Raw genomic sequence first — 26,388 nt, 5'->3', positions numbered from 1 at the left:
ATTTCGGAGATGCCCTGGATCAGTATTGCAGCTCATTCCCAATCAGAGAGGGAATCACCGGTTATCGGAGATCTGCCTGTTGCTGCAGTGTAGATGTCAGCATAGACTCCTGCAGGTGTCAACCCTATCCCGATCTCTGCGAGTGTACCGGCATTGTCTTTTCCCCAGGAGCCCAGTTTACCCATCAGCATTTGAGCTTCTGCAGCAATCAACCCACTTGGATCATTGAAGTTGATCGGATTATTACCAACGTATGCATACAGATTCAGATCATCTGTGGTACCGATCGGATCGGTCTGCAGGAATCTGCCTAAAGCAGGCGAGTAGAAGCGAGCCTTATAGTAGTACAGGTTGAGTGAACCGAGGAACTGCTGCCCGGTATAGCGGAAGCGGATACCGGTCGTGACATTGGGTTCACCAAATGGGCCATAGCTGTGGATAGCGGTACTGGTGCCGGCACTGTTGGCAGTACCGATAACACTGCCCAGCTGATCCTGGTACAGCCAGGTCTTGGCAGTAGTAGTCGTTCCTTCATACCACACCAGCGGTTCATCAATGCCGGGGCCATGCACATAGCGACGCAGGAGCATGCCCCAACTGTTGTATTCAGCTACCAGATCCACGCCATCATAAGTCAGGCGGGTGATAGTGCCAGCCAGGGTAGTTTGCCGCAGCCGCCCTGCGCCATCGTACGCCAGGCTGTTGGTCGAGCCGGTTTTATTGGCACTGACCAGCTAAGTGGCCAGGTTGACCGTGCCGGTTTCCTTGATCGCCGTTGGGCGATTCAATGCATCGAACGTGTGGCAGTGACATAGAACGTGCTCTCCGGCCAGGTAAGCTGGGTGCGGTTGCCTGCCGGATCATACTGGTAGGTGAGCAGTGCTGGTCAGCCGTCCGGCATTGTCATAGACATAGCCGATGATGGTATAGCCGGTTTTGTTGGCAGCCGTCGTGCGGCCCAGTAAGTCGTAGGTGTAGGTGATATTGTCCGCAGTGGTCGGATAGCTGCGACTGAGCAGCCGGTTGAGATTGTCATACGCCAGTGTGATGCTCTGACCATTACGCTTGCGCAGGCTGGTGATATTACCGTTGGCATCCATCAGCTGTTCGATCTTCTTATCGACCAGCACCTTGCAGGCATGTTTCCACTCACATGCTGGCGAGGCAAAAATCAAACCGCTGCCCTGGCCTTTGCGGAGTTGCCGCCAGCTCGCCATGTCGATAGATTTGGGTACGGGTATCCAAGAGCCAAGGAAGTCGGGGACGCTGATCCAAGATTCATCCTCACCTTGAATTTTTTCCAGCAGCGCTTGCAGGTTGGCGTGCAGATTTTCCTCGTAATCTGCTATCGCGTCTAGTGAGGTATGAGATGAGTAATATAGATCAACTTTAGCTTTGCGGTAAGCAAGACCAAGTTCTTCTAATGAAATCATAGCTATTTAAGTTCAAGGGTTTGAAGTTGCGCTAAGTTGATGCCTGAACCGGATGAGCAGTGGTTACTGGTTAACATCCTTCTTTAATCAGGCGTTCAATATGCTGCAACAACTCATCTTCCTGGTAGGGTTTACCCATAAACTCATTTACGCCAAGTTCCTCTGCTACTTTCCGGTGTTTCTCTGCTGTGCGGGAGGAGATGATGATGATCGGGATATTTTGTAACTCCGGGTTGTTACGGACAGCGCGGATCAGTTCAAAGCCATCCATGTGCGGCATTTCGATATCAACCAGCATGATGGCTGGTATGGTTTCGCGCAGCAGCTGAAGTGCCCCCACGCCATCTTTGGCAATCAGGATTTCATAGCCCTGCCGTTCCAGTAGTCGGCTGGTGACTTTACGTACCGTCAGCGAATCATCCACAATCATGACAACCGGTGCGGTGGCAGAAGGATGAATATCTGCAGCATCAACTGGCGTCATTGGTCCTGCAGATAGCAGCTCCCGTACCTGCTCGCGCTGCAGCAACTTGATCGGATTAATGATCAATACGATGCTGCCATCTCCTGTGATCGTTGCCCCTTCAATGCCGGGTGCATTAGACAGTTGCGGGCCGATATTCTTGATGACCACTTCACATTGCCCGATCAGTGCATCGGCATGAATGGCCAGCTGCTCATGTTCCGTTTGCAATAACACAATACGGTTACTACGTCTGATTTCAGGAAAGGTATGCGACACCCCCAGCAGGTGCGGCAGATAGCCCAGTGGAAAGCGATTGCCGTTCCATATCAGGTGATGCTCCTGATAAGCCGTCCCGAGTGTTTCTGCATTCATTTCCAATACATGTGCCACAATCGCTATCGGGATGGCATAAGTGCTATCTCCTGCCTTGACCATTAACGCTTGTGTTAAGGCCAATGTCACTGGAAAACGCAGGGTGAATGTGGTTCCCCGGTTTTTCTCGGATGTGACTGCGATGTTCCCGCCCAGTTCGCCCAACTCGTTCCTGACAATATCCAGTCCTACCCCGCGCCCGGCGATATCCGTCACGCCATCCAATGTGGAAAAGCCATGCGTAAAAATCAGCGGATACCACTGCTCATCGTCCTGCTCATTTTCCGGGCTGCCCAACCCAAGCTGCCGCGCTTTTTCACGAATGCGTTCTGCATCCAACCCAATCCCGTCATCTTGCAGCACCATGACAATTTCGTTGCCATCCCGGTGCAGATCGAGTGTGATCTGGCCCGCTTCCGCCTTGCCGATGCTCAGACGTTCTTCCGGAGTTTCTATGCCATGTACCAGCGCATTGCGTAGCAGATGCTCCAGGGAAGAGCTGATTTTATCCAGCACACCCCGATCAAACTCAATGCTATCTCCCTGAATAATCAGGTTAGCCTGCTTGCCGGTATCTTTGGTCACCTGCCTGACGGCGCGATAAAGGCGCTCGGAATAATGGCTGAAAGGAATGGTACGAATACGCAGCAGATCCTGCTGTAACTGTCGATTCAGATGTGCCTGCTGATCCACCGTCATCGTGGCGGCACGTTGTATTTCACGCAAACTTTTATGAATGGTGACTACATCATCCATGCTTTCCGCCATCAGCCGGGTCAACTCCTGAAAGCGAGTAAAGCGATCCAGTTCCAACGGATCAAAATCTGTCTGACCAGTTATGGAAGGTAGCGAGCTGGCTGGCATTTGGGTTTCAGCCAGCAATTCAACTTCACGCAACTGGCCACGCATGCGATCAACACTTTCACCCAGATCCTGCAAATACTGTTCCAGATCATATAGCTGCGCCTCAACCCGGGAACGAATGATACTCGACTCGCCTGATTCATTAATCAGGCGATCTATCAATTCTGCATCGACACGCAGTGTAGTTTTGCGGAAAGGTTGATCAGTATCCGCTGTGGATATAGGAAGGGCAGAAACAGTTTCCACTGCGGGAGGAAGCAATTCCGGATGTGCCTCGGCTTCTTCAGTTACCGGGGCAGGCTGCGATTCAGGTTGTAAAGAGAATCGCAACTGCTCAACCTTATCCGAAATGGTATCGAACTGTGTTTCCAGCTGATCAAGCAATGCTGCGGAGGCCGTCTGATCATATAGAGATTCAATATCACTTTCCATCTGATGCGCCAGATCACTCACTTGCTGCGCATCAGCAATCCGGGCACTGCCCTTCAAGGTATGCAAGGCGCGCAATACTGCCTTGCGTGCATTCATCTGATTAGGTTGTTTACGCCATATCCGCAGATTTGTGCCAATCTCGGATTGCAGTTCTTGTGCTTCTTCAAGAAATACTTCCAGCAATTCCTGATCCAGGTCGGCAAACGCATCTTTCACCTGCTGAAGTGATGAAACCGGCAACGAAATCTCAGTCTCCGACATTGAAGCAGATGAATCTTCCTCCAATGCTTTGTCCACTGCCGATTCGAGTGGCGCCATCTCCTCCATTTCCACCATTTCCACCATCTGCTCTGTTTCTGTTGCTTGTACAACAGGAGCTTCTTCCAGAAGGCGCATCAATTCATGTGTGATTTCTGCGCTGGCCTGCACAGTTTCTGCCGAAGGAAATTGATGTTCCCGAATTGTGGTCAACATATCATCCAGCAAGTTGACCGCAGTTGCCATGTAGGATAACGCTTGCTGTCCGGGCATGTTTGAAGTCGTCAGCAGCCGGTTAAACCAGCGCTCCAGCGCTTGTCCGATCTGTGCGATGAAACCCAATTCCAGTGCACGTGATGTACTGGCAAGCGTATGAGCTGCCAGCATGGATTCATGTGTAACCGATAAAATGGCATCATCCCCGGGCAGATCAAATGCCTGTTTAAATGCCTGTTTGAGAGTAGCAACATGAGTACTGGCTTCATTGATGAAAATTCTGAAGAGATCTGCCGGCACCTCGCTATCGCCAATTCTTATTGCCGTTTCTGCTCCGGTTTTTATGTCAGATAGTGCATCGGTGATTGTTGGTAGTGGTTCAATCTCCGGAGCCTGCTCGAACACCTCGGGTGCAAGTGATGTAGTCGCAATATCCGGCTGCTCGTCCGTGCCATACATCAGCGCTCTGATCTGATCAAGCAGGTGTTCGGCCTTGATCTCTACCGCGCCATCCTTTCTCAGGCTGGCGCACCAGTTGCTAAACTGCCTGTGACTTTCTGCCAGCAAATCCAGAAGTATGCTGGTTGCCGGTTTCTGCTCACTCAGCCAGCGGTTCATGAGCTGCTCAATACGCCATGCCACTTCACTCAGCGCTTCCAGCTTTACCATGCGACCACTACCTTTGAGCGTATGGAAATCGCGTCGGATAGTTGTCAGGGCGTCCTGATTCGCGTAATTGGCATAACACGACTCTAAATGATCAGCAATGCTTACCAGCACATCACTGGATTCATCAAGAAAGACTGCCAATAACTCGGGATCAATTAGCTGCTCCGGATTACTTTCAAATAAACGATCAGCAGCCGCAGCGAAATCAATAGGGATTTCCCGAATATCTGTTGATAAACCCGGCCCGGCAGGCTTCTGGCCAAGCCGTTGCATTATCGTTGCAAGAATTTCCTTAGCATCCGACTGGGAATTCCTGAGTGCTTCAATGTAAAAACCAAGACTGCTCAGCGCATCGGCCAACAACATCTGCTCAGCTTGATCTATCAGGTGATCAGATGCTGTCAGTTTTTCCGTGAGAGCCCGACATGAATCCAGCACTGTACTGGCTTGATCAAGTTCAAGCACATTCAATACACCGCTGATTTGGTTGAACAATTCAGGCAAAAGCGGCAGATCGTTGCGTATTTCCGGTTCAAAAAAGAAACGATCCAGGATATCTTCAACTTGCGCCAGGTTGGCGAGCACTTCCTGCGCCACCTGTTTGAACAATTTTTTCTCCTGGGTGAGATGGCCTGCCTGATCCGGATTGGGCAAATCAGGTAAATCGATATCCTCTCCCTTGCCGGTCGTAACTGCACGTATACGGGTGGCAAGTGCATCGACCTGTGACGGAAATTCCGGCGACAAACGATGAAAATTATCGATGGCATTTTCTGTCAGTAGCAGGGATGAGGCAATATCCAGTGCAATTCCCTCATTCATGCTCTGTGGGCGGATTCGCAAATAGGACAAGACACCATGAATGACGCCTGCCAGTTTCTCCAGCGGAGGACAACTTACCCTGGAAATCAGGACTTTTAACTGTTCAGTTAACGCCAGCAAGGATGAAATATTTTCCTGATCTTCTGCATTGAACTTGCGCCACTGATCATTGATGTCTTCCAGCAGAACATGCATGCTCTGCAGATCCGAAGCAGTTGCCTCTTCATCCATGATGGATTCGTCAAGATGCTCCTGATTATCAATCGTGGACAAGGGAATCTGCCAGTCATAGACACGACTGATTTCCTGGAGGCGTTCACTCACTGGCTGGCTGCGTGCGATCCGGTAAAGCAACTCTCTTGTCAACCGGGCAGCGACAACGTGTGATTCCTTGTTCAGATGCCGGATTTCCTGCTCGATCTTCCCGCACAATCTGCGCACCGACTTGTCAACGACCTGCTCCTGATGAAGCAGGCTATCCAGGAATCCGGAAGAGATCCACCAAAATTTCCGCTGTTCAATAGCAGCCGGCAGTTTCTCGATTGATCGTACCGCTTCAATCATTTTCTGCAGACTCTGCTTGTCATCAGCATTTTTCAGCCAGCTTAGCAATCCCGACTGGAATTGCGCACGCGCCTGTTTGGCTGTCTCTTGCCGGGAAGTATCATCCAGATCCAGCTCTACAGGTTGTAGGGGTAACGATTCACGTATGTCCGGGAAAAACAAATCACTTTCAGAGATTTCTTCCAGCCCCTGCACTTGCATGATCTTGCGGTAGACCGGAAAAAGCTTGACCGGATTGTCCACCTCACCATCTATCAGCGCATCCAGGTAACGGTAAATGGAGCGGATAGCCTGCCGGACAACAACCAAAGTCTGCGCGTCCGGTTCAATCCTCCGTTCCTGTAAAGCTGCTAGCAGCTCTTCCACACTGATCCCGACAAACGCCACCCCACTCAGCTCCAGCATCTCAAGCATGCCATTCAGTTGATGCATGTAATACCGGCATTCTTCAATCTGCCTGGTGTCATCCGTATCCGTGGCATAAGAATCAAAGTGGCGGTGGATCAAGGTAAAAATCTGCTCAATGGCTTCTCTGATCCCCATAACAGATGAGATATTTATCCTAGTATCAGTATTCATGATGCGGCCCTATTAATCCCAAAATTGATAGTGGATGGCTTTGGTTTGCTGCAGATGGCAGCTTTGCACAGAGCTGTCATACCTTGAAATTGGCAACTGATGACTTCAAGTCTGTAACGTGCTCTGCGATCTGCCTGATAGAGTCAGCATTCTGTTGAGTGCCTCGGGTGGTTTGCTGGGTGATGGATAAGATATCTTCCATATTTTTGACCACCTTGTTGGAAACACGGGTTTGTTTGCGCGTAGCTTCGGTAATTCTGATGACCAGTTGCGCCAGGCGTTTAGAGATTGTTTCGATTTCTTCCAGGGCGCTTCCTGTAGTATTGGCACGCCTTGTACCCTCAACCACACTTGCTGTACTGCGCTCCATTGCAATGATAGTGTCTTGCGCATCTCCCCGGATGTTGCGGATGAGCGTACTGATCTGTCGAGTCGCTTCGGCGGAATGCTCGGCCAGACGCTGTATTTCCTGAGCGATAACAGAAAATCCCTTGCCAGCTTCACCTGCCGTTGTTGCCTGAATGGAAGCATTCAATGCCAGGATGTTGGTTTGCTCGGTGATATCCGAAATCAGAGTAACAATTTCACCAATTTCTTGTGAACTCTCTCCTAAACGCTTAATACGTTTGGAAGTTTCCTGGATGTAGACCCGGATTTCATTCATGCCGGCCATGGCGTCCTGTACGGCATTGGCACCATTTTCTGCCGCATGCAGGGTTTGTTTGGCAACATTGTCACATTCTTCCGCTGAATCGGATACTGCTTCCAGTGATTCAGCAACTCCCAGGACAGCAACCGTTGCATCTTCAATTTTATGTGCCTGTTCCTGTGTCGCGGCCAGTAAATCTGATGAAATTTGTTCTGCCTGATGAGAGGCATCAATCACCTGAGAGCTGGCGTGATTTACCTTTTTAACCAGCTCCTGCAACGCCTCAATCGTCAAGTTGATTGAATCGGCAATTGTGCCGGTAATATTTTCGGTGACGGACATGCGAGCAGTCAGATCCCCTCCTGCCGGTATCTCCATTTCATCGAGCAGGTGCAGTATCGCCCTCTGCGTGGTTTCAACATCTTGTTCACCCTGATGGATTCGCTTGCGCAAACTGGTAGAAAACATCTGGATGAATACCAGACCACTTAAAATGGTTAATATTACAGCCAGATAAAACAGCACCGTAATGGATGTACCTTCGCTACTATTGTGCTCGATGATTGCCTGTTCAATCTGACCTACCAGTGTCGATAATCTATCACTGGCTGAAAATGTCTCATGCATTGCATGCCAGGCTCCGGTCGCTTCCGGTGTCAATTTCTGGGCAACACGCAACAAATCTTCCAGTGCATTAAACTGGATACGAATCTCAGACAACGTTTCGGAGGGAAGTTGATTGCCCAGAACGGTTGAATACAACCAGTCCCGGCCTTTTATTAAAGTCTGGATCATCCCGGTGATCTGTTCGGAATCTCCCGGTAATTGATCTGTTGTGCCAGATACCTGAAATCCGCCCTGTATCACAGAGCTGACACTACTGGTAATAAACTGAACAAGAATTTTTACAGTTTCGACCGCGACTGCCTGGCTGGATGCATGCCCTGACTGCGCCAGCTCGGCTGAAAAATCCTGCAGCTTCTTTTGCAAGCTGTTATTGACCAGATCAACCCGTTTTAAAATTTCTGCCAGATTAATTAGTACTTCCCGACTTTCCAGAATTTGGCGAGCCTGATTTTCCTTTGTACGCAATGTGTTCTGAAAGGATTTAAATAAGTCTACAGAAAGCAGTTCTGCTACGGCGGGAATAGTTTCTCGCTGATACTCTCCCCCGTATTGCAACAGGGTTGAATAATGATTCAGCTGATCGAGGTTATTGCGCAGTTGAACAAATGCCTGCTCATTTCCACGCAACGCTTCCCGGGAAATAATGACCAGATGCTGGATGCTGGTATGAATACGCCCGATAACTTCAAGTGAAGCGGTATGGTTGCGCGCTTGCTGAGTATCAACACGCAGCATAATCAAAGCAATCAACAGAAACAGAACGGATAGAGCTCCTGGGAGCCACGATCGGCGAAATATCTGCAGATATCTGGTTATAGGAAGCAGTACAGTCATATCGTTGGGGTTGTTACAACCTGTCATATGCCGGTAATAGACCTTACTCTGGTAAAACTTCTGTCAAAATCGCCCTTATTGGTATTTCAGCACATTCTGAAAAGCCGATATTATGATGACATAATTCCAGTGTAATAGGATAGTCCTGTCTTCCAGGTACAAAAATCAGAAGAAATTTGTAAAAACCTTCTTTATCAGCGTTTTGAACCAGAATTTTTTAGCGATTAAAGTTGTGAGGTGCTTCAATGATTGCGGACAAGCACCAACACCCGATACGGGGCGGTATTAGTCCAATCACATTTAAAGATACTATTGCCATGAACAGGAAGCTCGTAAACGAGGAGGAGATGCAGGCAGAAAATCAGGCAAGGAAAAACTGATAGGCAGGATTATTGCTTTCATCATCAAATTCATAACCCAGATCATCCAGGAAGTGCATAAATTCATCTTTGTCCTGTGGGAGAACTTGTATTCCGATCAGGACACGGCCGAAATCAGCGCCATGATTACGATAATGAAACAAACTGATATTCCAGCGATCACTCATTTTGTTCAGAAAATTCATGAGCGCTCCCGGACGATCTGGAAATTCAAATCGATACAGAACTTCATGACTGACTTCCCTGGAATGCCCACCCACCATGTGGCGGATATGCAGCTTCGCCATCTCGTTGTCAGTCATATCTTCTGCACGCAAATTATTTGCATGCAGGATCTGGATCAGATTCAATGCTTCTTCGCGATTACGGACTGATATACCCACAAAGACATGTGCCTTTTGAGGATCCGCATAGCGATAGTTAAATTCCGTGATGTTGCGGGCGCCCACCAGATTACAAAACTGTTTAAAGCTGCCAGGCTTTTCAGGAATCGTCACTGCAAGGATTGCTTCACGCTGTTCACCCAGTTCAGCCCGTTCAGAAACGTGGCGCAGTCGGTCAAAATTCATGTTTGCTCCTGATGCGATTGCAATCAGGGTTTCGTGCAGCAAGTTATTTTGTTTCGTATACACCTTTAGCCCGGCAACCGAAAGCGCACCGGAAGGTTCTACAATGGAACGCGTGTCCTCAAATATATCCTTGATTGCAGCACAAATGGCGTCCGAATCTACTAGCAGGATGTCATCCACCAGCTCGCGACACAGCCGGAAAGTTTCCTTTCCCACCTGACGAACAGCCACACCATCCGCAAATAAACCCACTTGCGAGAGCTCAACACAATAACCTGCCTGCAGAGAACGATACATGGCATTTGAATCTGTTGGCTCAACTCCGATGATCCGGATATCCGGGCGAAGTCTTTTCACATACGCAGCAATGCCGGAAATCAACCCTCCCCCACCAATCGGGATAAAAATTGCATGGATTTTCCCGGGATGCTGACGCAAAATTTCCATGGCAATCGTACCCTGCCCGGCGATCACATCCGGATCATCGTAAGGATGAATGAATTCAACCCCCTTTTCCCTGGCAAGATTCAGCGCATATTCGTAGGCATCATTATAGGAATCCCCCTGCAGCAGTACTGCAGCACCCATCGCCATTACTGCATTGATCTTGATCTGCGGCGTGGTGGTTGGCATAACGATCGTGGCTGAGCAGCCCAGCTTTTGCGCTGCCAGTGCTACACCTTGCGCATGATTTCCCGCTGAGGCAGCGACCACGCCTTGCTGCAATACACCAGAATGCAATCTAGCCATCTTATTATAGGCACCACGCAGCTTGAAGGAAAAAACCTGCTGCATATCCTCTCTTTTGAGCAGCACACGGTTATGAATACGGGCAGATAATGATGGCGCCGGATCCAGCCGGGTTTCAACCGCAACGTCATAGACATGCGCGGTCAGTATCCTTTCAAGATAATCATTAATCATGATGGCAAGATTTTGGAGGTATCACAGTAGTAGTGAGTGAAAACCGGTAGCAAAATTTATTGCTAGTCGTATCCGGTTTCAAGAAGAATAGTGTGTGCCAGTTGTAATAAATTACGAGTCTACTGCAATCCTCGAGCGAGATCTGCCTTGATGTCTTCCGGTGACTCCAGGCCAACCGCAATACGTAACAGACCATCGCTGACGCCGGCAGCTGCGCGCGCCTCCTGGCTGATACGCCCATGAGTTGTAGTGGCAGGATGAGTCAGTGTACTTTTGGTATCGCCAAGATTGGCAGTAATCGACATGAGCTGAGCAGCATCTACAATACGCCAGGCAGCCTCTTTGCCGCCTTTTGCCTCGAATGACACAATGCTGCCACCGGTTTTCTGCTGGCGCATCGCAAGTGTATGCTGCGGATGAGACGGCAGACCCGGGTAAAACACACGTGCTACATTAGGATGTGCTTCCAGCCAGCGCGCGACTTCCAGTGCATGATCAGAGTGTGCTTTTACCCGTACACTTAATGTTTCAAGTCCTTTCAGAATAATCCAGGCATTGAATGCGCTTAGCGCCGGGCCGGCTGTTCGCAAGAAACCGAATATACCGCTATCCATCAGCAAATCACGTTTACCCAGTATTGCCCCTCCCAGGATTCTGCCCTGCCCGTCCAGATATTTTGTTGCTGAGTGAATGACCAGATCTGCACCCAGCTTCAGTGGTTGTTGCACAACCGGGGTACAAAAACTGTTGTCAACCGCTAGCCACACCCCAATCCGTTTGGCAATGTCTGCCAATGCAGCGATATCGGAGATTTCCGTGAGTGGATTGGAGGGAGTTTCCATAAAAAACAGTTTGGTGTTTGGTTTGGCTGCTGCCTGCCATTCACTCGGATCGGTTGCAGAAACAAAGGTAGTTTCGATATTGAAACGGCTGAGGATATTGTTGAACAAGCCAACAGTGGATCCAAACAGGCTGCGTGAGGCAACGATATGATCACCAGCTGAAAGTAGTCCCATGACGCAGGTCGTAATTGCTGCCATACCAGTAGCAGTTGCGATACAGGCTTCCGCCCCTTCCAGCACAGCTAGGCGTTCCTGCATGGCAGTTACTGTCGGGTTAGTAAAGCGCGAATAGATATTACCGGGTTCTTGCCCTGAGAACCGTGCAGCAGCCTGGGCTGCACTGTCAAACACAAAACTTGAAGTCAGATAGAGTGATTCTGAATGTTCGTTAAACTGACTGCGATGGACGCCGGTATGAATAGCCAGCGTTTGGAGATCTAATTCATTTGTCATGATCGTTTCTATATGGTTAATCCATTGGGAGCAGGGTTAAATCAAGTTGGGTAGTGCGCTCCCCTTGTGATAACCCGAGACTGTTACGCTGTGATTCAATTCTGTAAAGATACTCCTGAGTGACACTGCCTGTTATGTAATGCCCATCAAAACAGGAGGTTTCAAAATTCGTGATGCGCGGATTGACCTGGGCAACCGCTTGCTTAAGTGCATCCAGATTTTGATAGATCAGATAATCCGCACCAATTTCACGACATATTTCCTCATCGGTACGATCTGTTGCAATCAATTCCTGGCGAGTCGGCATATCTATACCGTATACGTTAGGGAAACGTACTGGTGGCGCTGCCGAAGCAAAGTATATTTTAAGTGCTCCCGCTTCTCGTGCCATCTGAACAATCTCTCGGCTGGTGGTGCCACGCACAATAGAATCATCAACCAGCAGTACGTTCTTGCCGCGAAATTCAATTTCGATGGCATTTAATTTCTGCCGAACCGATTTCCGGCGCTGCTGCTGCCCGGGCATAATAAACGTTCTGCCCACATAGCGATTTTTGACAAATCCTTCCCTGAAGCTGATCCCGAGGCGATTGGCAAGCTGCATGGCACTTGGACGACTGGATTCCGGAATCGGTATTACAACATCAATATCCAGGTGCCGCATGGAGGTGCTGATTTTATCTGCCAGGTTTACGCCCATATTGAGACGAGTCTCATAAACCGAGATGCTATCCAGCATTGAATCGGGACGGGCCAGATAAACATATTCAAAAATACAGGGATTCAGACTGGCGTGAGCAGCACACTGATGGCTGTAGAAATGCCCTTCCATATCAATAAAAACAGCTTCTCCAGGTGCAACATCCCGGATCAGACGAAAACCCAGTGTATCCAGCGCCACACTTTCAGAAGCAATCATGTATTCAGTACCAGCATTCGTTTCCACTGATCCGAATACCAGCGGCCTGATCCCGTATGGATCGCGAAAAGCCAGCAAACCATAACCGGCAATCATTGCAATCACTGCATAAGCACCCTGACAACGCTCGTGTACACCGGAAACTGCCGAGAAAATTTCAGCAAGATCAAGTTGGTAACCTGTCGCGCGCTCCTGCAATTCATGTGCCAGCACATTCAGCAACACTTCCGAATCAGAATGCGTGTTTACGTGGCGGCGATCTGCAAGAAACAGCTCTTGATTAAGTACATCCGCATTGGTCAGGTTGCCGTTATGCGCCAGCACAATACCAAATGGGGAATTTACATAAAAAGGCTGTGCTTCCGCAGGAGAATTTGATGACCCTGTCGTGGGATAGCGAACATGCCCGATTCCCATATACCCTGGCAGAGCACGCATATTCCGGGTGCGGAACACATCCCGTACCATACCCAACCTTTTGTGCATATGAAAACTATTACCTTGCGCGGTAACAATACCTGCAGCATCCTGGCCACGATGTTGCAGCATTAACAGGCCATCATAGAGCAACTGATTGGCGGGGGAACGGGCTACTACACCTAGAATTCCACACATAGCGAGCTCGCTGAAAAAGTGGATTAAAAAACTTGTAAAACTAGCAGTTCATATCTGTATTAATTACAAGATACGAAATTTCAATATAGTCAAGCCTGAACTTAAATTACTTGGCAAAACCAATAAGATTCCTGAAATCCTGGGGCAACCAGGGGATTACGTCAGCCGCCATTATTTCCAGGGGTTCACTCAATACCGCCTGCTGCCAGAAGGGTTGTTGTGGAAGTGGAGTAAAGCCGGCTGCTGTTATCAGAAACAATATGATCACCAATCCACGCACGATTCCGAACAGCGCGCCCAGCATTCTGTCTATCAGGCCCAGCCCTACTCCCCTCACCAGAACAGATAGCAGCCTGGATGCGAGCATTGTTACCAGAAGAACAACAAAAAACATCACACTGAAAGCTGTCAACATGCGAATGGATTCATTCACGATCCAGTCTGATAACAAGGGGGCGGCATTTATTGAATAACGACTGGCAACAAAGAAGGCAATTATCCAGGCAAGAAGGGATACGATTTCATGTACCAGTCCGCGCGTGACACTCAATAAAGCTGAGAAAGATATGATTCCGATAACAATGTAGTCGAAAATCGTCATCTGGTTGTCACTACACCACTCAATCCAATTTTTTTCAACCGTTCATGCTCTGCTTCAGCAGCTTCTCGCGTAGGAAAAGGTCCGATCCGTACACGAGTCATTTCATTACTGCCAACCTTGATTGTTTCGGTATATGCCCTTACCCCGTTTGAGACAAGATTTTGCTGTTGCTGTCTGGCTTTAGAAACATCAGAGAATGCACCCAGCTGAATGACAAATGAACCGTCTTGTATTTTTACATTATCACTTACAGGTACTTTTTCCTGAACAACGGAAGTTTTTCCTTGAATAGCTGGGGCTGATTTTGCCAACACCGGCTTCCTGGCAGGAATCGGTATTCCATCGAAACCACTATCACCCGATCCACTATTTTCAATTTTCTCGGAACGCTCAGGATCGCTGAAAGGTAATGGTTTATCTAGTTCCCGGGGAACTTCTGCCTCATCATCGGACGTTACATTTTCCGGTGTCATCCAAGGGTAAGCTTCAGCAGTCAGCTCTTCGGAAGGTATCTGAATATCAATTTCCTGCTGTTCTTGCTGAGGTTCATCATCAAGAATCATGGGCAAGAATACTACCGACACAATAACGAGCAAGATAGCACCGATCAGGCGCTTTCTGGCACGCTTCCTCAGGGAAATCTCTTCTTCATTGACGCTGCTGGTCATTTTTTATACCTGTCTACCTTTAAGAAACCGTCCCGCCATGATTCTTCAATATCAAGCTGACGGTATGAAACGATCCAAAAACGCATATTCTATCATCACTACTGGCATGTTCACGCGCGTAAACATAGGCACTCTGTACATTCTGAAATACACGTACGCGCTCCTGTTCTTCTATCCCGGCATCTCTAAGTGCCTTTAGTATTTCATTCCCTGTTGCGCCTCTCGCCACATCCAGACCTGCTATCAACCAGTGATCCACATTGTTCTTCAGCACCCGGATCGTGCCAGCCATATCCTTATCTTTCAGCATGCCCACGATTGCATAAGTACATCCTTTTACTGGCATAGCTTCCAGATTAGCCAGTAGTTTGCGAGCGGCTGCCGGATTATGCGCCACGTCCAGAATAATCGCAGGCCTTGCTGAAATTATCTGAAATCTGCCCGCCAGGGTTGCCTCAGCCAGGCCACGTCGTATGGCATTCATTGGAACAGGCAATGTTCCTTCCATAGCCTCCAGTGCTGCCAGAGCAGCACTTGCATTTTGCAGCTGGTATTCCCCTTTAAGCGCTGGCAATGACAAGTTATAGCGGCGCACTCCTTCATAGCACCATTGCAGATTATCCTGTGTATAGCCGAAGTTTTTGTTGATGCAACATAGTAAGGCTCCCGTCGCCTGCATTTTTGGAAGAAGACCGGCTGGTATATCCGGTTCAGTACAAATTGCCGGTTTATTTGGCCTGAAGATACCAATTTTTTCCTGGCCAATGGCTTCCCGAGTAGATCCAAGATAATCCATGTGATCCAGGTCGATACTGGTCAGGATGGCGCAATCCGTATCAAATACATTAACTGCATCAAGCCGGCCGCCTAATCCTACTTCCAGAATGGCCACATCCACTTGCGCCCGCACAAATATCAGCATAGCGGCCAAGGTACCAAATTCAAAATAAGTCAGCGTAACCTGGACTGATTCACGTACAGATTCTATTTCAGCAAATACACCACACAAAACCTCGTCAGTAATTGCTCGCTGATCAATCCGTATTCGCTCGCCATAATGCAGTAAATGTGGTGATGTATAACAGCCTATCCGGTAGGATGCACAACCAAGTATCGATTCGAGTATGGTACAAACTGAGCCTTTGCCATTTGTACCAGCAACCGTAATAACAGGAAATTTGGGCATCAATCCCAAAGCATCTCTTACTTTCTTCACCCGCTCCAGACCCATATCAATTGCCTTTGGATGAAGTTTTTCAAGATAGAGCAACCAGTCATCTAAAGTCATTGATCGGACATCCATCATCGATCCGGAAGAAATAAAGTAAAATAGACGCTCACCATGACAGCAAGTAGTAGATTCACATTATCCCTTTTAGTTAATACCGCCGTTATTCAAAAGGTAATAGCAAATTTCAGAAAAAACCAGGTTCAATCAGCTGATATAACAGGTGGTGAAACAGGAACCGGGATACGCATCAGCAATGTACACAGGTTGGCCAATCGATCACGCATTTCACGACGATCAATAATTAGATCAATGGCACCATGTTCCAGCAGAAATTCTGCTCGCTGAAAACCGGCAGGCAATGTTTGACGCACAGTCTGCTCAATAACACGTGGGCCGGCGAAACCAATCAATGCACCTGGTTCAGCAATCACAATATCGCCAATAAATGCGAAACTTGCTGACACCCCTCCCATTGTGGGGTCTGTCAGTATAGAAATGAATGGTAATTTCTCCCGACTTAACTGCTCCAGTACTGCAGTTGTCTTTGCCATCTGCATCAACGAAAACAAACCCTCCTGCATACGTGCCCCTCCACTCGCACTAAAGCAGATGAAAGGAAGATGATGTGTCACACAGGCTTTCACGGCACGTACAAAGCGCTCACCAACTACGGAACCCATCGATCCGCCCATAAAACCAAACTCAAAAACAGCAGCAACAACCGGGATCGACTTAATACTGCCTCGCATGACCACCAGTGAATCAGTTTCACTGGTAACTTCATACGCATCACTCAATCTGTCCGTATATCGCTTGCTGTCACGAAATTTCAGAGGATCTTGTGGAAGGATATCCATGCCAAGTTCGTGGCGATCTTGTGGATCCAGTAAAAACTCAAGACGTTTGCGCGCAGAAATACGATTATGGTAACCACATTTGGGGCAAACATTCAGGTTTTTGGCCAGATCCGTGCAGTAAAGAACAGCTTCGCAACTTGCACATTTGCTCCACAAGCCTTCCGGGACAGCTTTTTTTTCACCGTTTTCCTTACGCTTGATTTTAGGGGGAATGATACTTTCAAACCAGCTCATATATCACTACCCTATGTCAGAAGAGTGATTGGATCTTGCATCAATTGCATGCCGCAACGATTCTACCAGAGCACCTACATTTGACAGCAAATCAGCTGCCTGGGAGTGTTCAATTTCCTCCACAATACGGCTACCTATAACTACAGCATCCGCCCGTTCAGCTATGCTCCTGGCTGTCTGTTCGTCTCGTATGCCAAAACCCACTCCGATCGGAATCCTGATATGCGCACGAAGCTGAGACAATTTACTGCTGACATCCTGCAGATCAAGGTGTGAAGCGCCCGTTACACCTTTTAGAGAAACATAATAAACATATCCTTTTGCAAGTTCTGCAACATGCTTGATACGTGATTCCGGGGTTGTAGGTGATAGTAAAAAAATTGGATCGATGCCCTGATCTTTCAGGTGTCGCACCCATTCAGCGCTTTCCTCTGGTGGATAATCAACTACCAAGACGCCATCTACCCCGGAATGGCTTGCTTCTTCCACAAAACGTTTATACCCCATGGTCTCAATTGGATTGGCATAACCCATCAGGACAACCGGTGTGCTTTGGTTCATTTTTCTGAATTGTGCCACCATAGCAAGTACATCTTTCAGGCTGATACGGTGTTTGAGTGCGCGCTCCGAGGAACGCTGTATGGTAGGCCCATCGGCCATGGGATCAGAAAAAGGGACTCCAAGCTCAATCAAATCAACCCCGGATCGTGTCAGCTGGTGCATCAACGCCACTGTTGTGGCTGAGTCAGGGTCACCTGCCGTGATAAAAGGAATAAGTGCAGCTTTATCTTGTGACTTGAGCCGGGAAAAAACAGATTCAATACGATTCATTTAACAGATAATCCGAAAAATCAAAATATAATGAGATCTATCAGACATTCGGTTAAAGCGAAATACCTGATTGCTGTGCCACCGTTGCCATATCCTTGTCCCCGCGACCTGACAGGTTCACCAGGAGGAGCTGATCTTTTCTCAGTGTTGGCGCAAGTTTGGCTGCATAAGCCAGAGCGTGGCTGGATTCCAAAGCCGGCATAATCCCTTCGAAGCGACATAAAGCATGAAATGCAGCCAAAGCCTCACCATCTGTTATAGCGACATATTCGGCACGACCGCAGTCCTTAAGCCAGGCATGCTCCGGTCCTACTCCCGGGTAATCCAGGCCAGCCGAAATTGAATGTGTTTCGATGATCTGGCCATTTTCATCCTGAATCAGATAGGTACGATTACCATGTAAAACACCCGGCCTGCCCGTTACCAGGGTGGCAGCATGTTTCTGCGTATCGATTCCCTTGCCCGCAGCTTCTACACCAATCATTCGAACGTTTTCTTCCCCAATATAAGGATAAAACAGGCCAATGGCATTTGAACCGCCGCCTACACATGCAATCAGAGCATCTGGTTGTCTACCATATTCTTCCTGCATCTGTTGCTTGGCTTCATTCCCGATTACCGCCTGAAAATCCCTGACCATCATCGGATAAGGATGTGGCCCCGCAACAGTACCAATAATATAGTAGGTGTTACCAACATTGGTCACCCAGTCACGCATGGCTTCATTCAATGCATCTTTAAGTGTGCGCGAACCTGAATCAACTGGTATGACTGTAGCCCCAAGCAACTTCATACGATAAACATTGGTTGCCTGTCGCTTGACATCCTCAGAACCCATGTACACGACACATTCCATACCATAGCGGGCGGCCACAGTGGCACTGGCTACTCCATGCTGACCAGCACCCGTTTCAGCGATGATACGACTTTTCCCCATACGCCTTGCAAGCAACGCCTGGCCAACCGTATTGTTAATTTTATGTGCACCTGTATGGTTAAGATCTTCACGCTTCAGCAGAATCTGTGCACCACCCAGATGATCCGACCAACGTCTGGCATGATAAATGGGGCTGGGGCGGCCAACATAATGTTTAAGCTCACGAAAGAATTCCGTTTGAAATTCGGCATCACCACGATAATACTCATATTGCTTACAAAGCTCATCCAAGGCTGAAATCAGGGTTTCAGCCACGAACGTACCACCGTACGGACCAAAATGGCCACGTTTATCGGGAAGATCATACATTTTCACAAGATCTTACTCCTTTCATGAAAACAGAAATTTTGTCTGCATCTTTTATGCCATTAGCAATTTCAACTCCGCTTGAAACGTCAATTGCCAATGGACGAGTCTGTTCAATCGCATCGACAACATTGTCTGAATGAAGACCCCCTGAGAGTATCCAGGGTAACGACAACCCCGAGGGAATCAGCTTCCAGTCGAATATGTGACCTGTTCCACCGGGTTTTCCCTCAGCATAAGCATCCAGTAGCAGTCCTTTGGATCCTTCATAACACTGCGCGTATTGTAACAAATCCAATCCGTCCCGGACACGAACAGCCTTGATATACGGCAAATGAAACTGACTGCAGAAATCCGGCGATTCATCACCATGAAACTGCAAAAGATCAAGTCCAGCTGCTGCACTGGCCACTTCTACCCAGGATTTATCAGGGTTTACAAATACCCCTACAGCCTGCACAAATGGAGGCAGGTATCTCACAATCTGACCAGCTTCCTCTGGTGAAATATATCGTTCACTCTGAGGCCATAAAATAAAGCCGATAGCATCCACCCCATGGTGTACAGCTGTCACTGCATCTTCTAACCGGGTAATGCCGCATATTTTTACACGAATACGCACCAGACCTCCTTTTAACGCAAGCCAGCCCAATTCTGTGAATATTTAAAGTCTGCAATCATATTTATAACATTCTCTGGCCGGATTACGTTAAAAGTAGGCAAATTCCATCTGGCATCGTATCGAACGCCAGCCAGATACAATCCATCCGGTGCAAATGTTGGCGCAGCAAGTGTGCGGTCACGCTTCCCCAGAAGTACCTGCATCCATTCAGGAGGATGCTTTCCTTGGCCAATATAAATCAATGCCCCAAGAATATTTCGAACCATATGATGCAGGAACGCATTAGCACAAAATTCAAAAACAAAAAATTGTTCACTTTGACTAATATCCAGCCTGATAAGCTTTCGTATCGCATTTTTTGCCTGACATTCTGCTGAGCGAAATGCACTGAAATCATACTCGCCAATCAGAAATCTTGCTGCCGTCTGCATTTTTTCGAGATCAAGCGAATAGTGGGTCCACCCTGCTTTCTCCTGGAAAATTCCAGGACGAGCAGGCCGACTCAACAGATAATACAGATAAGTACGTTCGGTTGCGCTGAATCGGGCATGAAAATCATCATTAACTTCCGAAGCCCACAATACTGAAATATCATCCGGCAGTAGTGCATTAGCTCCTCTTACCCAAGCTGTTAAAGGGCGGATGACATGCGTTTCAAAATGTACGACCTGACACAATGCATGCACACCTGCATCTGTTCGTCCTGCCGCAACAACTTGTATCTGACTGCTTGCTATGCGCGATAAAGCGCTTTCCAGCCGGGATTGAACAGAAATGCGATCAGGTTGCTTTTGCCAGCCACAATAGCCACGGCCATCATATTCCAGAATCAGGACAATCTTCACAGATCTTCATAAAGGAATACTTTATCCTTCATGAACAATTTCCCAATAAATATGGGAATACAAGAAAATACTCAATCAGGATAGCTTCCGGTAGGCTATATCCGTCTGGCTTCAGCTGATTTTGTCTAGCATAAAACGGGCGGCAGATTGTTGTTCGTGATCACCCTCACGCAACACTTCTTCCAGAATATCTCTGGCACCTTCGTTATCATCCATTTCGAGATAGGCCCTGGCCAGATCAAGCTTGGTTGCGACTTCCCGCCATTGCATATCTGTACCAACTTCAGAGCTTTCATTGACGGCTTGCGGCTTCTCACCAGGCTCATCTCCAAGATCAAGATCAATGTTTGCCAGCGTGGAACTTAATTCCGGCAATTCATCCATCATCTGAGAATCTTTGGTGGATTCCTTTTCTTCAGATAATTTCAGATCAAAATCAATTTGATGTTCCGCATCATGAGATGATGCACGCACTTCACTATGATCTTGTGCCTGCGCAAGATCAGATTTTTCTTCCAGGGCATCGTCGTAAGATGTAAAAATCCATTGCTTACTTGTCTCGTCTTCTTTACGTTCAACATCCTCTTCGGCACCAATAAGAGCCCCCTTCTGGCATTCAGCCGGATCAGGTTCTATCGTGCTGGTTTTAATCTCATTATTCAGCTCATTCGATTCATCGAGCGTTGTTTCATTTTCCGCATAAGTCTGACTGACAGAATCCGCAGTGAAGAAAAGAGGCTTGGTTGCTTTTTCTTCCTGTTTACCACCGAAGAACAAATCAAGATCGACATCAGCCTGATTGCCAGCAGTATCAGTCAAATTGAAATCACCCGATTCTGATGTACTGACCGTGCGCTGAATCAATTCTTCGTCCGGTTTTTCTATATGCTCATCAACAGATGTGATCTTGGCCATCCCCGAAGACATCGATTTATCGTCCTTCTCGGCATAATCATATATGTCAGAGGAATCCGGGTCCCCGAATTGCTTTCTTTTACGGAAAATTAAAGATGCGCCCAACGCAATCACCAGCAATACTCCCAATCCTGCGGCAGCCCATTTGCTGTTTTTATCTACATGTTGCAACAATGTATCCATTAAATCTGATTCACCAGATTCAGGACTGACAGGTTGGAGTGGCTTAGATAATGAAGCCGGCTTGACTGATTGAGCCGGAATAGTAATCGGAGGAGTTGAATTTTCTGAAGCTCCTGCAACAGAACCAAGAGTTTCAGCTGAGTCCCCAACGACTGCGATATCAGCCTGTTTGGCAGGAGTTGAAATTGCCTGCAGGTCAGGTATATGCTGCGTATGCTCCAGTTCAATTCCGGCTTTGCTCTCAAGAGTCGAGCCTTTCAATTCAAGTAGACGCTGCAATTTCGCAACATTCTGCTCCAAAATAGCCACTCGCTCATTTGCTTCCTGCAAGGCGCGCTCTTTCGCAATTGCATCCTCTTCCATCATGTACAAATAATTCTGGGCAGTTCTGTCTTCTGCCTTTTTAGCAAGCAGATGGTTATCGCTAAGTAACTCTCCTTTTGAGAGAATCAAAACTTCCTCGGATTTATTGGATCCGATAACAGAAGATTCTCCGGAGACAGTTGTAATTTTCCCTGTTTGAGATTGTTTTAGATCAGATTTTTCTGAAAAATTATCAGCCAGGTCTGCAATTTTCTGTCGATAATCATTCCAGCTTTCTTTCTGTACAGCAATTTCACGAGAAGCTTCTTTTGTGGTAACAGACGAGATCTCGCTTTCATCAGGAATACGCAGAATGACACCCACTTTAAGCAAATTCATGTTTCTTTCGAGGAAAGCATCACGATTGGCACGGTACAACGCAACCAGCACTTGGTTAAGATTAACGCTGTCAGGCGATACTTGTCGCGCAATTCTACTCAGGGTATCTCCTCGAATAACCGGGCCATATATACCACCCGTCTGAGCAGGGGGGAGAGTGGTCTCAACGGATAATAGAGTCTTTCCGGGTACAGTTGTTGCGGCAACACTTCCTGTCTTATCTCTATCGGATTGCACAACCGGCTCAGCGGATGCTGCCTTTTGTGTTTCAGCGGGGTCAAGCAGAACATTATATTCACGTAACAGATGCCCCGATGAAGAGCTAAGCTCAATGAGCAAATTGAGGAACGGCTCGTTGATTGCCTGTGATGAGCTTATACGGATATAGGGGCGCCCATCGGCTCGCTTTTCAACAGATACAGACAACGTTGCATGATAGGGGGCCAGATTGACACCAGTTTTCTGAAAAATCTTGGGCGAAGCAAGTCGGGCTGATAGCGAATCGATCTCTTTATCTGTTACAGATTCCAGAGCTATTTCTGCATTGAGAGGTTGCCCAAAATATGAGCTTACGGTCAACTTACCCAAGCCGGCAGCCTGCACCATCCAGGCAGATGCAAGCATACCAATCAAAAACACTTTGGATAAAACGCCTGGAGAAATACCTTTTGCTCTGAAATCAATTATCTTCACACAAATATCCTTCATTGTTACCCGAACTCTCTGATACAAAATATGGATGGCAATTTATGTCAGAAAGCGAAGGTCATCTTATCTATAGCAAGACGGTTCGAGATTGAGAAAAATATGAAATTCTTAGTATTCTATGCAGCCTTGTCTTCTTCGATCAGAATACGCAACATCCGGCGCAGTGGTTCTGCGGCGCCCCATAATAACTGATCTCCTACAGTAAAAACAGAAAGATATTCATTCCCCATATTCAATTTGCGTATGCGTCCGACATGTATATCCAATTTTCCGGTTACCGCCACTGGGGTAAGTTCTTTGGTAGTAGCCTCCCTTTCATTTGGGATGACTCGCACCCATTCATTGGATCCAGCAATTACTTCCTTAATTCTTTCCAGAGGAATGTCTTTTTTCAGTTTGATCGTTAGCGCCTGACTATGGCAGCGCATGGCTCCAACGCGTACACAAATTCCATCGACTGGCACCGGGTGATCAGCATGCCCGAGAATTTTATTGGTTTCAGCCTGCCCTTTCCATTCTTCCCGACTTTGTCCGTATGCCACCTCGCGATCAATCCAGGGAATAAGACTGCCTGCCAACGGAACACCAAAATTCTGAGCGGGAAATTCTTCATTACGCATTTTTTCAACAACTTTACGATCAATATCCAAAATGCTGGAAGTAGGATCATCCAGTAAATCTTTTGCAACATTGTGGGTTTCTCCCATCTGCTGCAACAGCTCGCGCATATTTTGAGCACCGGCACCCGATGCTGCCTGATAGGTCATAATGCTCGCCCACTCAACCATGTCCTGATCAAACAAGCCACCCACAGCCATTAACATCAGGCTGACCGTACAATTACCACCAATATAGTTTTTAACACCTTTGTTTAGCGCTTCATCGATAACCGAACGATTGACAGGATCAAGAATAATAACGGCATCATCATCCATCCTGAGAGCAGAAGCAGCATCAATCCAGTAACCCCGCCAGCCTGAGTCACGAAGTTTCTTAAAGACATCGTTGGTATAATCCCCCCCTTGACAGGAAATTATAATGTCCATTTCCTGCAGCGCAGCAATATCATAAGCATCTTTGAGTGGTCCTGTATTCCCACCAATATCCGGACCTTCCCCACCTGCCTGGGAGGTTGAAAAAAATACAGGTTCAATTAATGAAAAATCATCTTCCTCGCGCATCCGTTGCATAAGCACGGAACCCACCATACCCCGCCACCCGACAAACCCGACCCGTTTCATGTAATTCACTTAGCCTTTTACAAAAAATAGTTTTAATATTGCGCTGTACTCGACAGCTTGCTATCCGGCGTATTATCCAAAAATCAGAAGAAAAAAGTAAAACAGGCAGATTCATAAACAGAAATGAAAGATCACTGGGATTGCAAATTTGCCAGGACCATATCCCCCATTTCCACGGTACCTGTTCTCCTTAAGCCTGTTTCATAAATGTCCTCGGTGCGATAACCTTGTTTCAGTGTTTTTTGAACAGCGCTTTCAATTCGTGATGCAGCTGTCTCCTCATTAAAAGAATAGCGCAGCATCATCGCTGCGGACAAAATAGTCGCCAGTGGATTGGCAATATTTTTACCGGCTATATCCGGCGCAGATCCATGAATAGGCTCATACAGACCCCTGTTTCGGTCATCCAGAGAGGCTGACGGAAGCATTCCAATTGAACCCGTTAGCATGGATGCTTCGTCTGATAAAATATCGCCAAACATATTGCCCGTAACGATTACATCAAATTGTTTAGGGTTACGTACCAGTTGCATTGCTGCATTATCTACCAGCATATGCGAGAGCGTAACATCCGGATAGGATTGTGCAGTTTCTGTTACCACATCACGCCATAATTGCGTACATTCCAGAACGTTCATTTTATCTACCGAGCATAATCTGCCACTTCGCCTGCGCGCTGCCTGAAATGCAACATGAGCAATACGCCTGATTTCTGATTCAGAATAAATCATTGTATTAAATCCCACTTTCTGCCCATCTCTGTATTCGATACCTCGCGGTTTTCCGAAGTAAATATCACCGGTTAATTCACGTACAATCAAAATATCTAACCCGGTCACAATCTCCGGTTTCAGAGTCGATGCATTTACCAGCTCGGGATAGAGTACTATCGGCCGCAGATTGGCGAACAGGCCAAGTGTCTTACGAATAGCCAGCAGCCCTTGCTCTGGCCGTTTTTCGCGAGGCAGATTGTCGTATTGAATTCCGCCCACTGCCCCAAGCAATATGGCATCGGCTTCAACAGACAGTTTACGTGTTGCCTCCGGAAAAGGCTTTCCTGTTGCATCTACTGCACAACCACCCAGTAAACCGGGCTCCAGCTCGATTTTTAATCCTTCTTGTTTAAAATAAAGCAGCACGCGCTCGGCTTGTGCCACAATTTCAGGGCCAATACCATCCCCTGCCAACAATGCAATTTTCATACACTCAACCTGCCTTCATTTCTTGTTACAAAAATAGCCAAGGCTGCTCATTTCTTCGATTTATCTCAAATTTTCTGATTCTGTCGGCATGCTGCAGAGTTAAACCAATCTCATCCAACCCGTTAAGTAAGCAATGTTTACGGAAATGATCAACCTCAAACCAGTAAGTCTCACCGGATAGAGCCATCACGGTTTGTGCTTCCAGATTAATTTCTAGTTGATAACCATCCACTGTCAGAGCATCCCTGATCAATCTGTCAACAATAGGTGACTCCAGTACAATTGGCAACAGACCAATCTTGAAACAGTTATTGTAAAAAATATCAGCAAAACTTGGCGCAATAATTACAGCGAAGCCGTAATCCTGCAAAGCCCAGGGAGCGTGTTCTCTGCTGGATCCGCAGCCAAAGTTATCGCGTGTAACAAGAATTTTAGCCCCTTGATAGCGTGATTGGTTAAGTATGAAATCCGGATTAAGTTGACGCGATGCAGCATCTTTTCCCGGTTCACCATAATCAAGATAACGCCATTCATCGAACAGGTTCTGGCCAAAACCTGAACGCTTGATTGATTTCAGAAATTGCTTGGGAATGATCGCGTCTGTATCAATATTTGCACGATCCAGCGGTGCAACTATCCCCCGAAGCTGTTCAAATTTTTTCATTCCATTTATTTAGCAGTTCTTTCAATGGCTTCGCCACCACGCTGAACATCCTTACCAAGTCCTTGCATCGTATTACAGGCAGCCAGCTGCGCAGTAATTATCAGCAGCAAAGATAATGCGAACAGTATTTTCATCACCAATCTCCTATATAAAT

Annotated in this window: 21 protein-coding genes; 1 reads left to right on the top strand and 20 read right to left on the bottom strand. The window is 47.4% G+C overall.

Translation table 11 applies throughout. The features are described 5' to 3' along the window. Positions 1-32: 32 nt before the first annotated feature. Positions 33-590, bottom strand: a complete 558-nt coding sequence (locus tag ACZ5EJ_RS05360) for an RHS repeat-associated core domain-containing protein (RefSeq protein WP_464557632.1) — start codon at positions 588-590, stop codon at positions 33-35. Here ACZ5EJ_RS05360 and ACZ5EJ_RS05355 point away from each other — a divergent pair. After that, entirely contained in the window at positions 567-815 is a 249-nt protein-coding gene (locus tag ACZ5EJ_RS05355; protein WP_464557630.1) for a hypothetical protein, read from the top strand. The genes ACZ5EJ_RS05360 and ACZ5EJ_RS05355 overlap by 24 nt on opposite strands. 45 nt (positions 816-860) lie before the next feature. Here ACZ5EJ_RS05355 and ACZ5EJ_RS05350 read toward each other — a convergent pair whose 3' ends face one another. From ACZ5EJ_RS05350 to ACZ5EJ_RS05260, 19 genes are all read right to left on the bottom strand, one after another. Further along, entirely contained in the window at positions 861-1,433 is a 573-nt protein-coding gene (locus tag ACZ5EJ_RS05350; protein WP_464557629.1) for a hypothetical protein, read from the bottom strand. 70 nt (positions 1,434-1,503) lie between these two features. Beyond that, positions 1,504-6,675 (bottom strand): hybrid sensor histidine kinase/response regulator, encoded by a 5,172-nt coding sequence (locus ACZ5EJ_RS05345; protein ID WP_464557627.1) that lies wholly within the window; start codon positions 6,673-6,675, stop codon positions 1,504-1,506. 76 nt (positions 6,676-6,751) lie between these two features. Further along, positions 6,752-8,686: a methyl-accepting chemotaxis protein gene (locus tag ACZ5EJ_RS05340; RefSeq protein WP_464557626.1), complete on the bottom strand. Its 1,935-nt coding sequence runs from the start codon at positions 8,684-8,686 to the stop codon at positions 6,752-6,754. A gap of 460 nt (positions 8,687-9,146) precedes the next feature. Beyond that, complete coding sequence (ilvA, locus tag ACZ5EJ_RS05335) at positions 9,147-10,658, bottom strand: threonine ammonia-lyase, biosynthetic (RefSeq protein ID WP_074455602.1); 1,512 nt, start codon at positions 10,656-10,658, stop codon at positions 9,147-9,149. Between the two features lie 119 nt (positions 10,659-10,777). Further along, the gene (locus tag ACZ5EJ_RS05330; RefSeq protein WP_011634234.1) at positions 10,778-11,953 is read right to left on the bottom strand and encodes an O-succinylhomoserine sulfhydrylase; all 1,176 of its coding nucleotides are present in this window, start codon (positions 11,951-11,953) and stop codon (positions 10,778-10,780) included. Positions 11,954-11,969: 16 nt separating this feature from the next. Continuing rightward, positions 11,970-13,487 carry an amidophosphoribosyltransferase gene (gene purF, locus ACZ5EJ_RS05325; RefSeq protein ID WP_464557624.1) on the bottom strand — a complete coding sequence of 506 codons (1,518 nt, stop codon included), beginning with the start codon at positions 13,485-13,487 and terminating at the stop codon, positions 11,970-11,972. Between the two features lie 106 nt (positions 13,488-13,593). Then, positions 13,594-14,088, bottom strand: coding sequence for a CvpA family protein (locus ACZ5EJ_RS05320; RefSeq protein ID WP_011634232.1), 495 nt, complete (start codon positions 14,086-14,088; stop codon positions 13,594-13,596). After that, positions 14,085-14,756, bottom strand: a complete 672-nt coding sequence (locus ACZ5EJ_RS05315; protein WP_464557622.1) for an SPOR domain-containing protein — start codon at positions 14,754-14,756, stop codon at positions 14,085-14,087. Before ACZ5EJ_RS05315 ends, ACZ5EJ_RS05320 begins: the two co-directional genes overlap by 4 nt. Positions 14,757-14,775: 19 nt before the next feature. Next, entirely contained in the window at positions 14,776-16,062 is a 1,287-nt protein-coding gene (folC, locus tag ACZ5EJ_RS05310) for a bifunctional tetrahydrofolate synthase/dihydrofolate synthase (protein WP_464557621.1), read from the bottom strand. 125 nt (positions 16,063-16,187) lie between these two features. After that, positions 16,188-17,078 carry an acetyl-CoA carboxylase, carboxyltransferase subunit beta gene (gene accD / locus ACZ5EJ_RS05305; RefSeq protein ID WP_074455607.1) on the bottom strand — a complete coding sequence of 297 codons (891 nt, stop codon included), beginning with the start codon at positions 17,076-17,078 and terminating at the stop codon, positions 16,188-16,190. Between the two features lie 6 nt (positions 17,079-17,084). Then, complete coding sequence (gene trpA, locus ACZ5EJ_RS05300; RefSeq protein WP_074684498.1) at positions 17,085-17,909, bottom strand: tryptophan synthase subunit alpha; 825 nt, start codon at positions 17,907-17,909, stop codon at positions 17,085-17,087. Between the two features lie 52 nt (positions 17,910-17,961). Next, complete coding sequence (gene trpB, locus ACZ5EJ_RS05295) at positions 17,962-19,161, bottom strand: tryptophan synthase subunit beta (protein ID WP_218117864.1); 1,200 nt, start codon at positions 19,159-19,161, stop codon at positions 17,962-17,964. Further along, a complete protein-coding gene (locus ACZ5EJ_RS05290; protein WP_074455610.1) occupies positions 19,148-19,774 on the bottom strand; it encodes a phosphoribosylanthranilate isomerase in 627 nt (208 codons plus the stop codon). Before ACZ5EJ_RS05290 ends, trpB begins: the two co-directional genes overlap by 14 nt. Positions 19,775-19,785: 11 nt before the next feature. Then, positions 19,786-20,619: a tRNA pseudouridine(38-40) synthase TruA gene (gene truA / locus ACZ5EJ_RS05285; protein ID WP_464557619.1), complete on the bottom strand. Its 834-nt coding sequence runs from the start codon at positions 20,617-20,619 to the stop codon at positions 19,786-19,788. 111 nt (positions 20,620-20,730) lie between these two features. After that, positions 20,731-23,112, bottom strand: coding sequence for a motility hub landmark protein FimV (locus ACZ5EJ_RS05280; RefSeq protein ID WP_256201516.1), 2,382 nt, complete (start codon positions 23,110-23,112; stop codon positions 20,731-20,733). A 131-nt stretch (positions 23,113-23,243) separates the two neighbouring features. Next, positions 23,244-24,368: an aspartate-semialdehyde dehydrogenase gene (gene asd, locus ACZ5EJ_RS05275; protein WP_074455613.1), complete on the bottom strand. Its 1,125-nt coding sequence runs from the start codon at positions 24,366-24,368 to the stop codon at positions 23,244-23,246. A 131-nt stretch (positions 24,369-24,499) separates the two neighbouring features. Then, the gene (gene leuB / locus ACZ5EJ_RS05270; protein WP_011634222.1) at positions 24,500-25,570 is read right to left on the bottom strand and encodes a 3-isopropylmalate dehydrogenase; all 1,071 of its coding nucleotides are present in this window, start codon (positions 25,568-25,570) and stop codon (positions 24,500-24,502) included. A 25-nt stretch (positions 25,571-25,595) separates the two neighbouring features. Next, positions 25,596-26,234 (bottom strand): 3-isopropylmalate dehydratase small subunit, encoded by a 639-nt coding sequence (gene leuD, locus ACZ5EJ_RS05265; protein WP_074455614.1) that lies wholly within the window; start codon positions 26,232-26,234, stop codon positions 25,596-25,598. Between the two features lie 5 nt (positions 26,235-26,239). After that, the gene (locus tag ACZ5EJ_RS05260; RefSeq protein ID WP_074455615.1) at positions 26,240-26,368 is read right to left on the bottom strand and encodes an entericidin A/B family lipoprotein; all 129 of its coding nucleotides are present in this window, start codon (positions 26,366-26,368) and stop codon (positions 26,240-26,242) included. Positions 26,369-26,388 lie beyond the last annotated feature (20 nt).

The organism is Nitrosomonas sp. TNE100, from assembly GCF_055387135.1.
Note: the sequence above shows the minus strand (reverse complement) of the source record. Positions and strands in the feature narration are given on the sequence as shown.

Excerpts from the sequence above, each read along its gene's own strand:
- accD (WP_074455607.1), bottom strand. The coding sequence starts at position 17,078 with ATGAGCTGGTTTGAAAGTATCATTCCCCCTAAAATCAAGCGTAAGGAA.
- leuB (WP_011634222.1), bottom strand. The coding sequence starts at position 25,570 with ATGAAAATTGCATTGTTGGCAGGGGATGGTATTGGCCCTGAAATTGTG.
- leuD (WP_074455614.1), bottom strand. The coding sequence starts at position 26,234 with ATGAAAAAATTTGAACAGCTTCGGGGGATAGTTGCACCGCTGGATCGT.
- ACZ5EJ_RS05345 (WP_464557627.1), bottom strand. The coding sequence starts at position 6,675 with ATGAATACTGATACTAGGATAAATATCTCATCTGTTATGGGGATCAGA.
- ACZ5EJ_RS05360 (WP_464557632.1), bottom strand. The coding sequence starts at position 590 with ATGCTCCTGCGTCGCTATGTGCATGGCCCCGGCATTGATGAACCGCTG.
- ACZ5EJ_RS05350 (WP_464557629.1), bottom strand. The coding sequence starts at position 1,433 with ATGATTTCATTAGAAGAACTTGGTCTTGCTTACCGCAAAGCTAAAGTT.
- folC (WP_464557621.1), bottom strand. The coding sequence starts at position 16,062 with ATGATGGATGTCCGATCAATGACTTTAGATGACTGGTTGCTCTATCTT.
- asd (WP_074455613.1), bottom strand. The coding sequence starts at position 24,368 with ATGAAACGGGTCGGGTTTGTCGGGTGGCGGGGTATGGTGGGTTCCGTG.
- ACZ5EJ_RS05355 (WP_464557630.1), top strand. The coding sequence starts at position 567 with ATGCACATAGCGACGCAGGAGCATGCCCCAACTGTTGTATTCAGCTAC.
- ACZ5EJ_RS05320 (WP_011634232.1), bottom strand. The coding sequence starts at position 14,088 with ATGACGATTTTCGACTACATTGTTATCGGAATCATATCTTTCTCAGCT.
- ACZ5EJ_RS05315 (WP_464557622.1), bottom strand. The coding sequence starts at position 14,756 with ATGACCAGCAGCGTCAATGAAGAAGAGATTTCCCTGAGGAAGCGTGCC.
- trpA (WP_074684498.1), bottom strand. The coding sequence starts at position 17,909 with ATGAATCGTATTGAATCTGTTTTTTCCCGGCTCAAGTCACAAGATAAA.
- purF (WP_464557624.1), bottom strand. The coding sequence starts at position 13,487 with ATGTGTGGAATTCTAGGTGTAGTAGCCCGTTCCCCCGCCAATCAGTTG.
- ilvA (WP_074455602.1), bottom strand. The coding sequence starts at position 10,658 with ATGATTAATGATTATCTTGAAAGGATACTGACCGCGCATGTCTATGAC.
- ACZ5EJ_RS05260 (WP_074455615.1), bottom strand. The coding sequence starts at position 26,368 with ATGAAAATACTGTTCGCATTATCTTTGCTGCTGATAATTACTGCGCAG.
- ACZ5EJ_RS05330 (WP_011634234.1), bottom strand. The coding sequence starts at position 11,953 with ATGACAAATGAATTAGATCTCCAAACGCTGGCTATTCATACCGGCGTC.
- ACZ5EJ_RS05340 (WP_464557626.1), bottom strand. The coding sequence starts at position 8,686 with ATGCTGCGTGTTGATACTCAGCAAGCGCGCAACCATACCGCTTCACTT.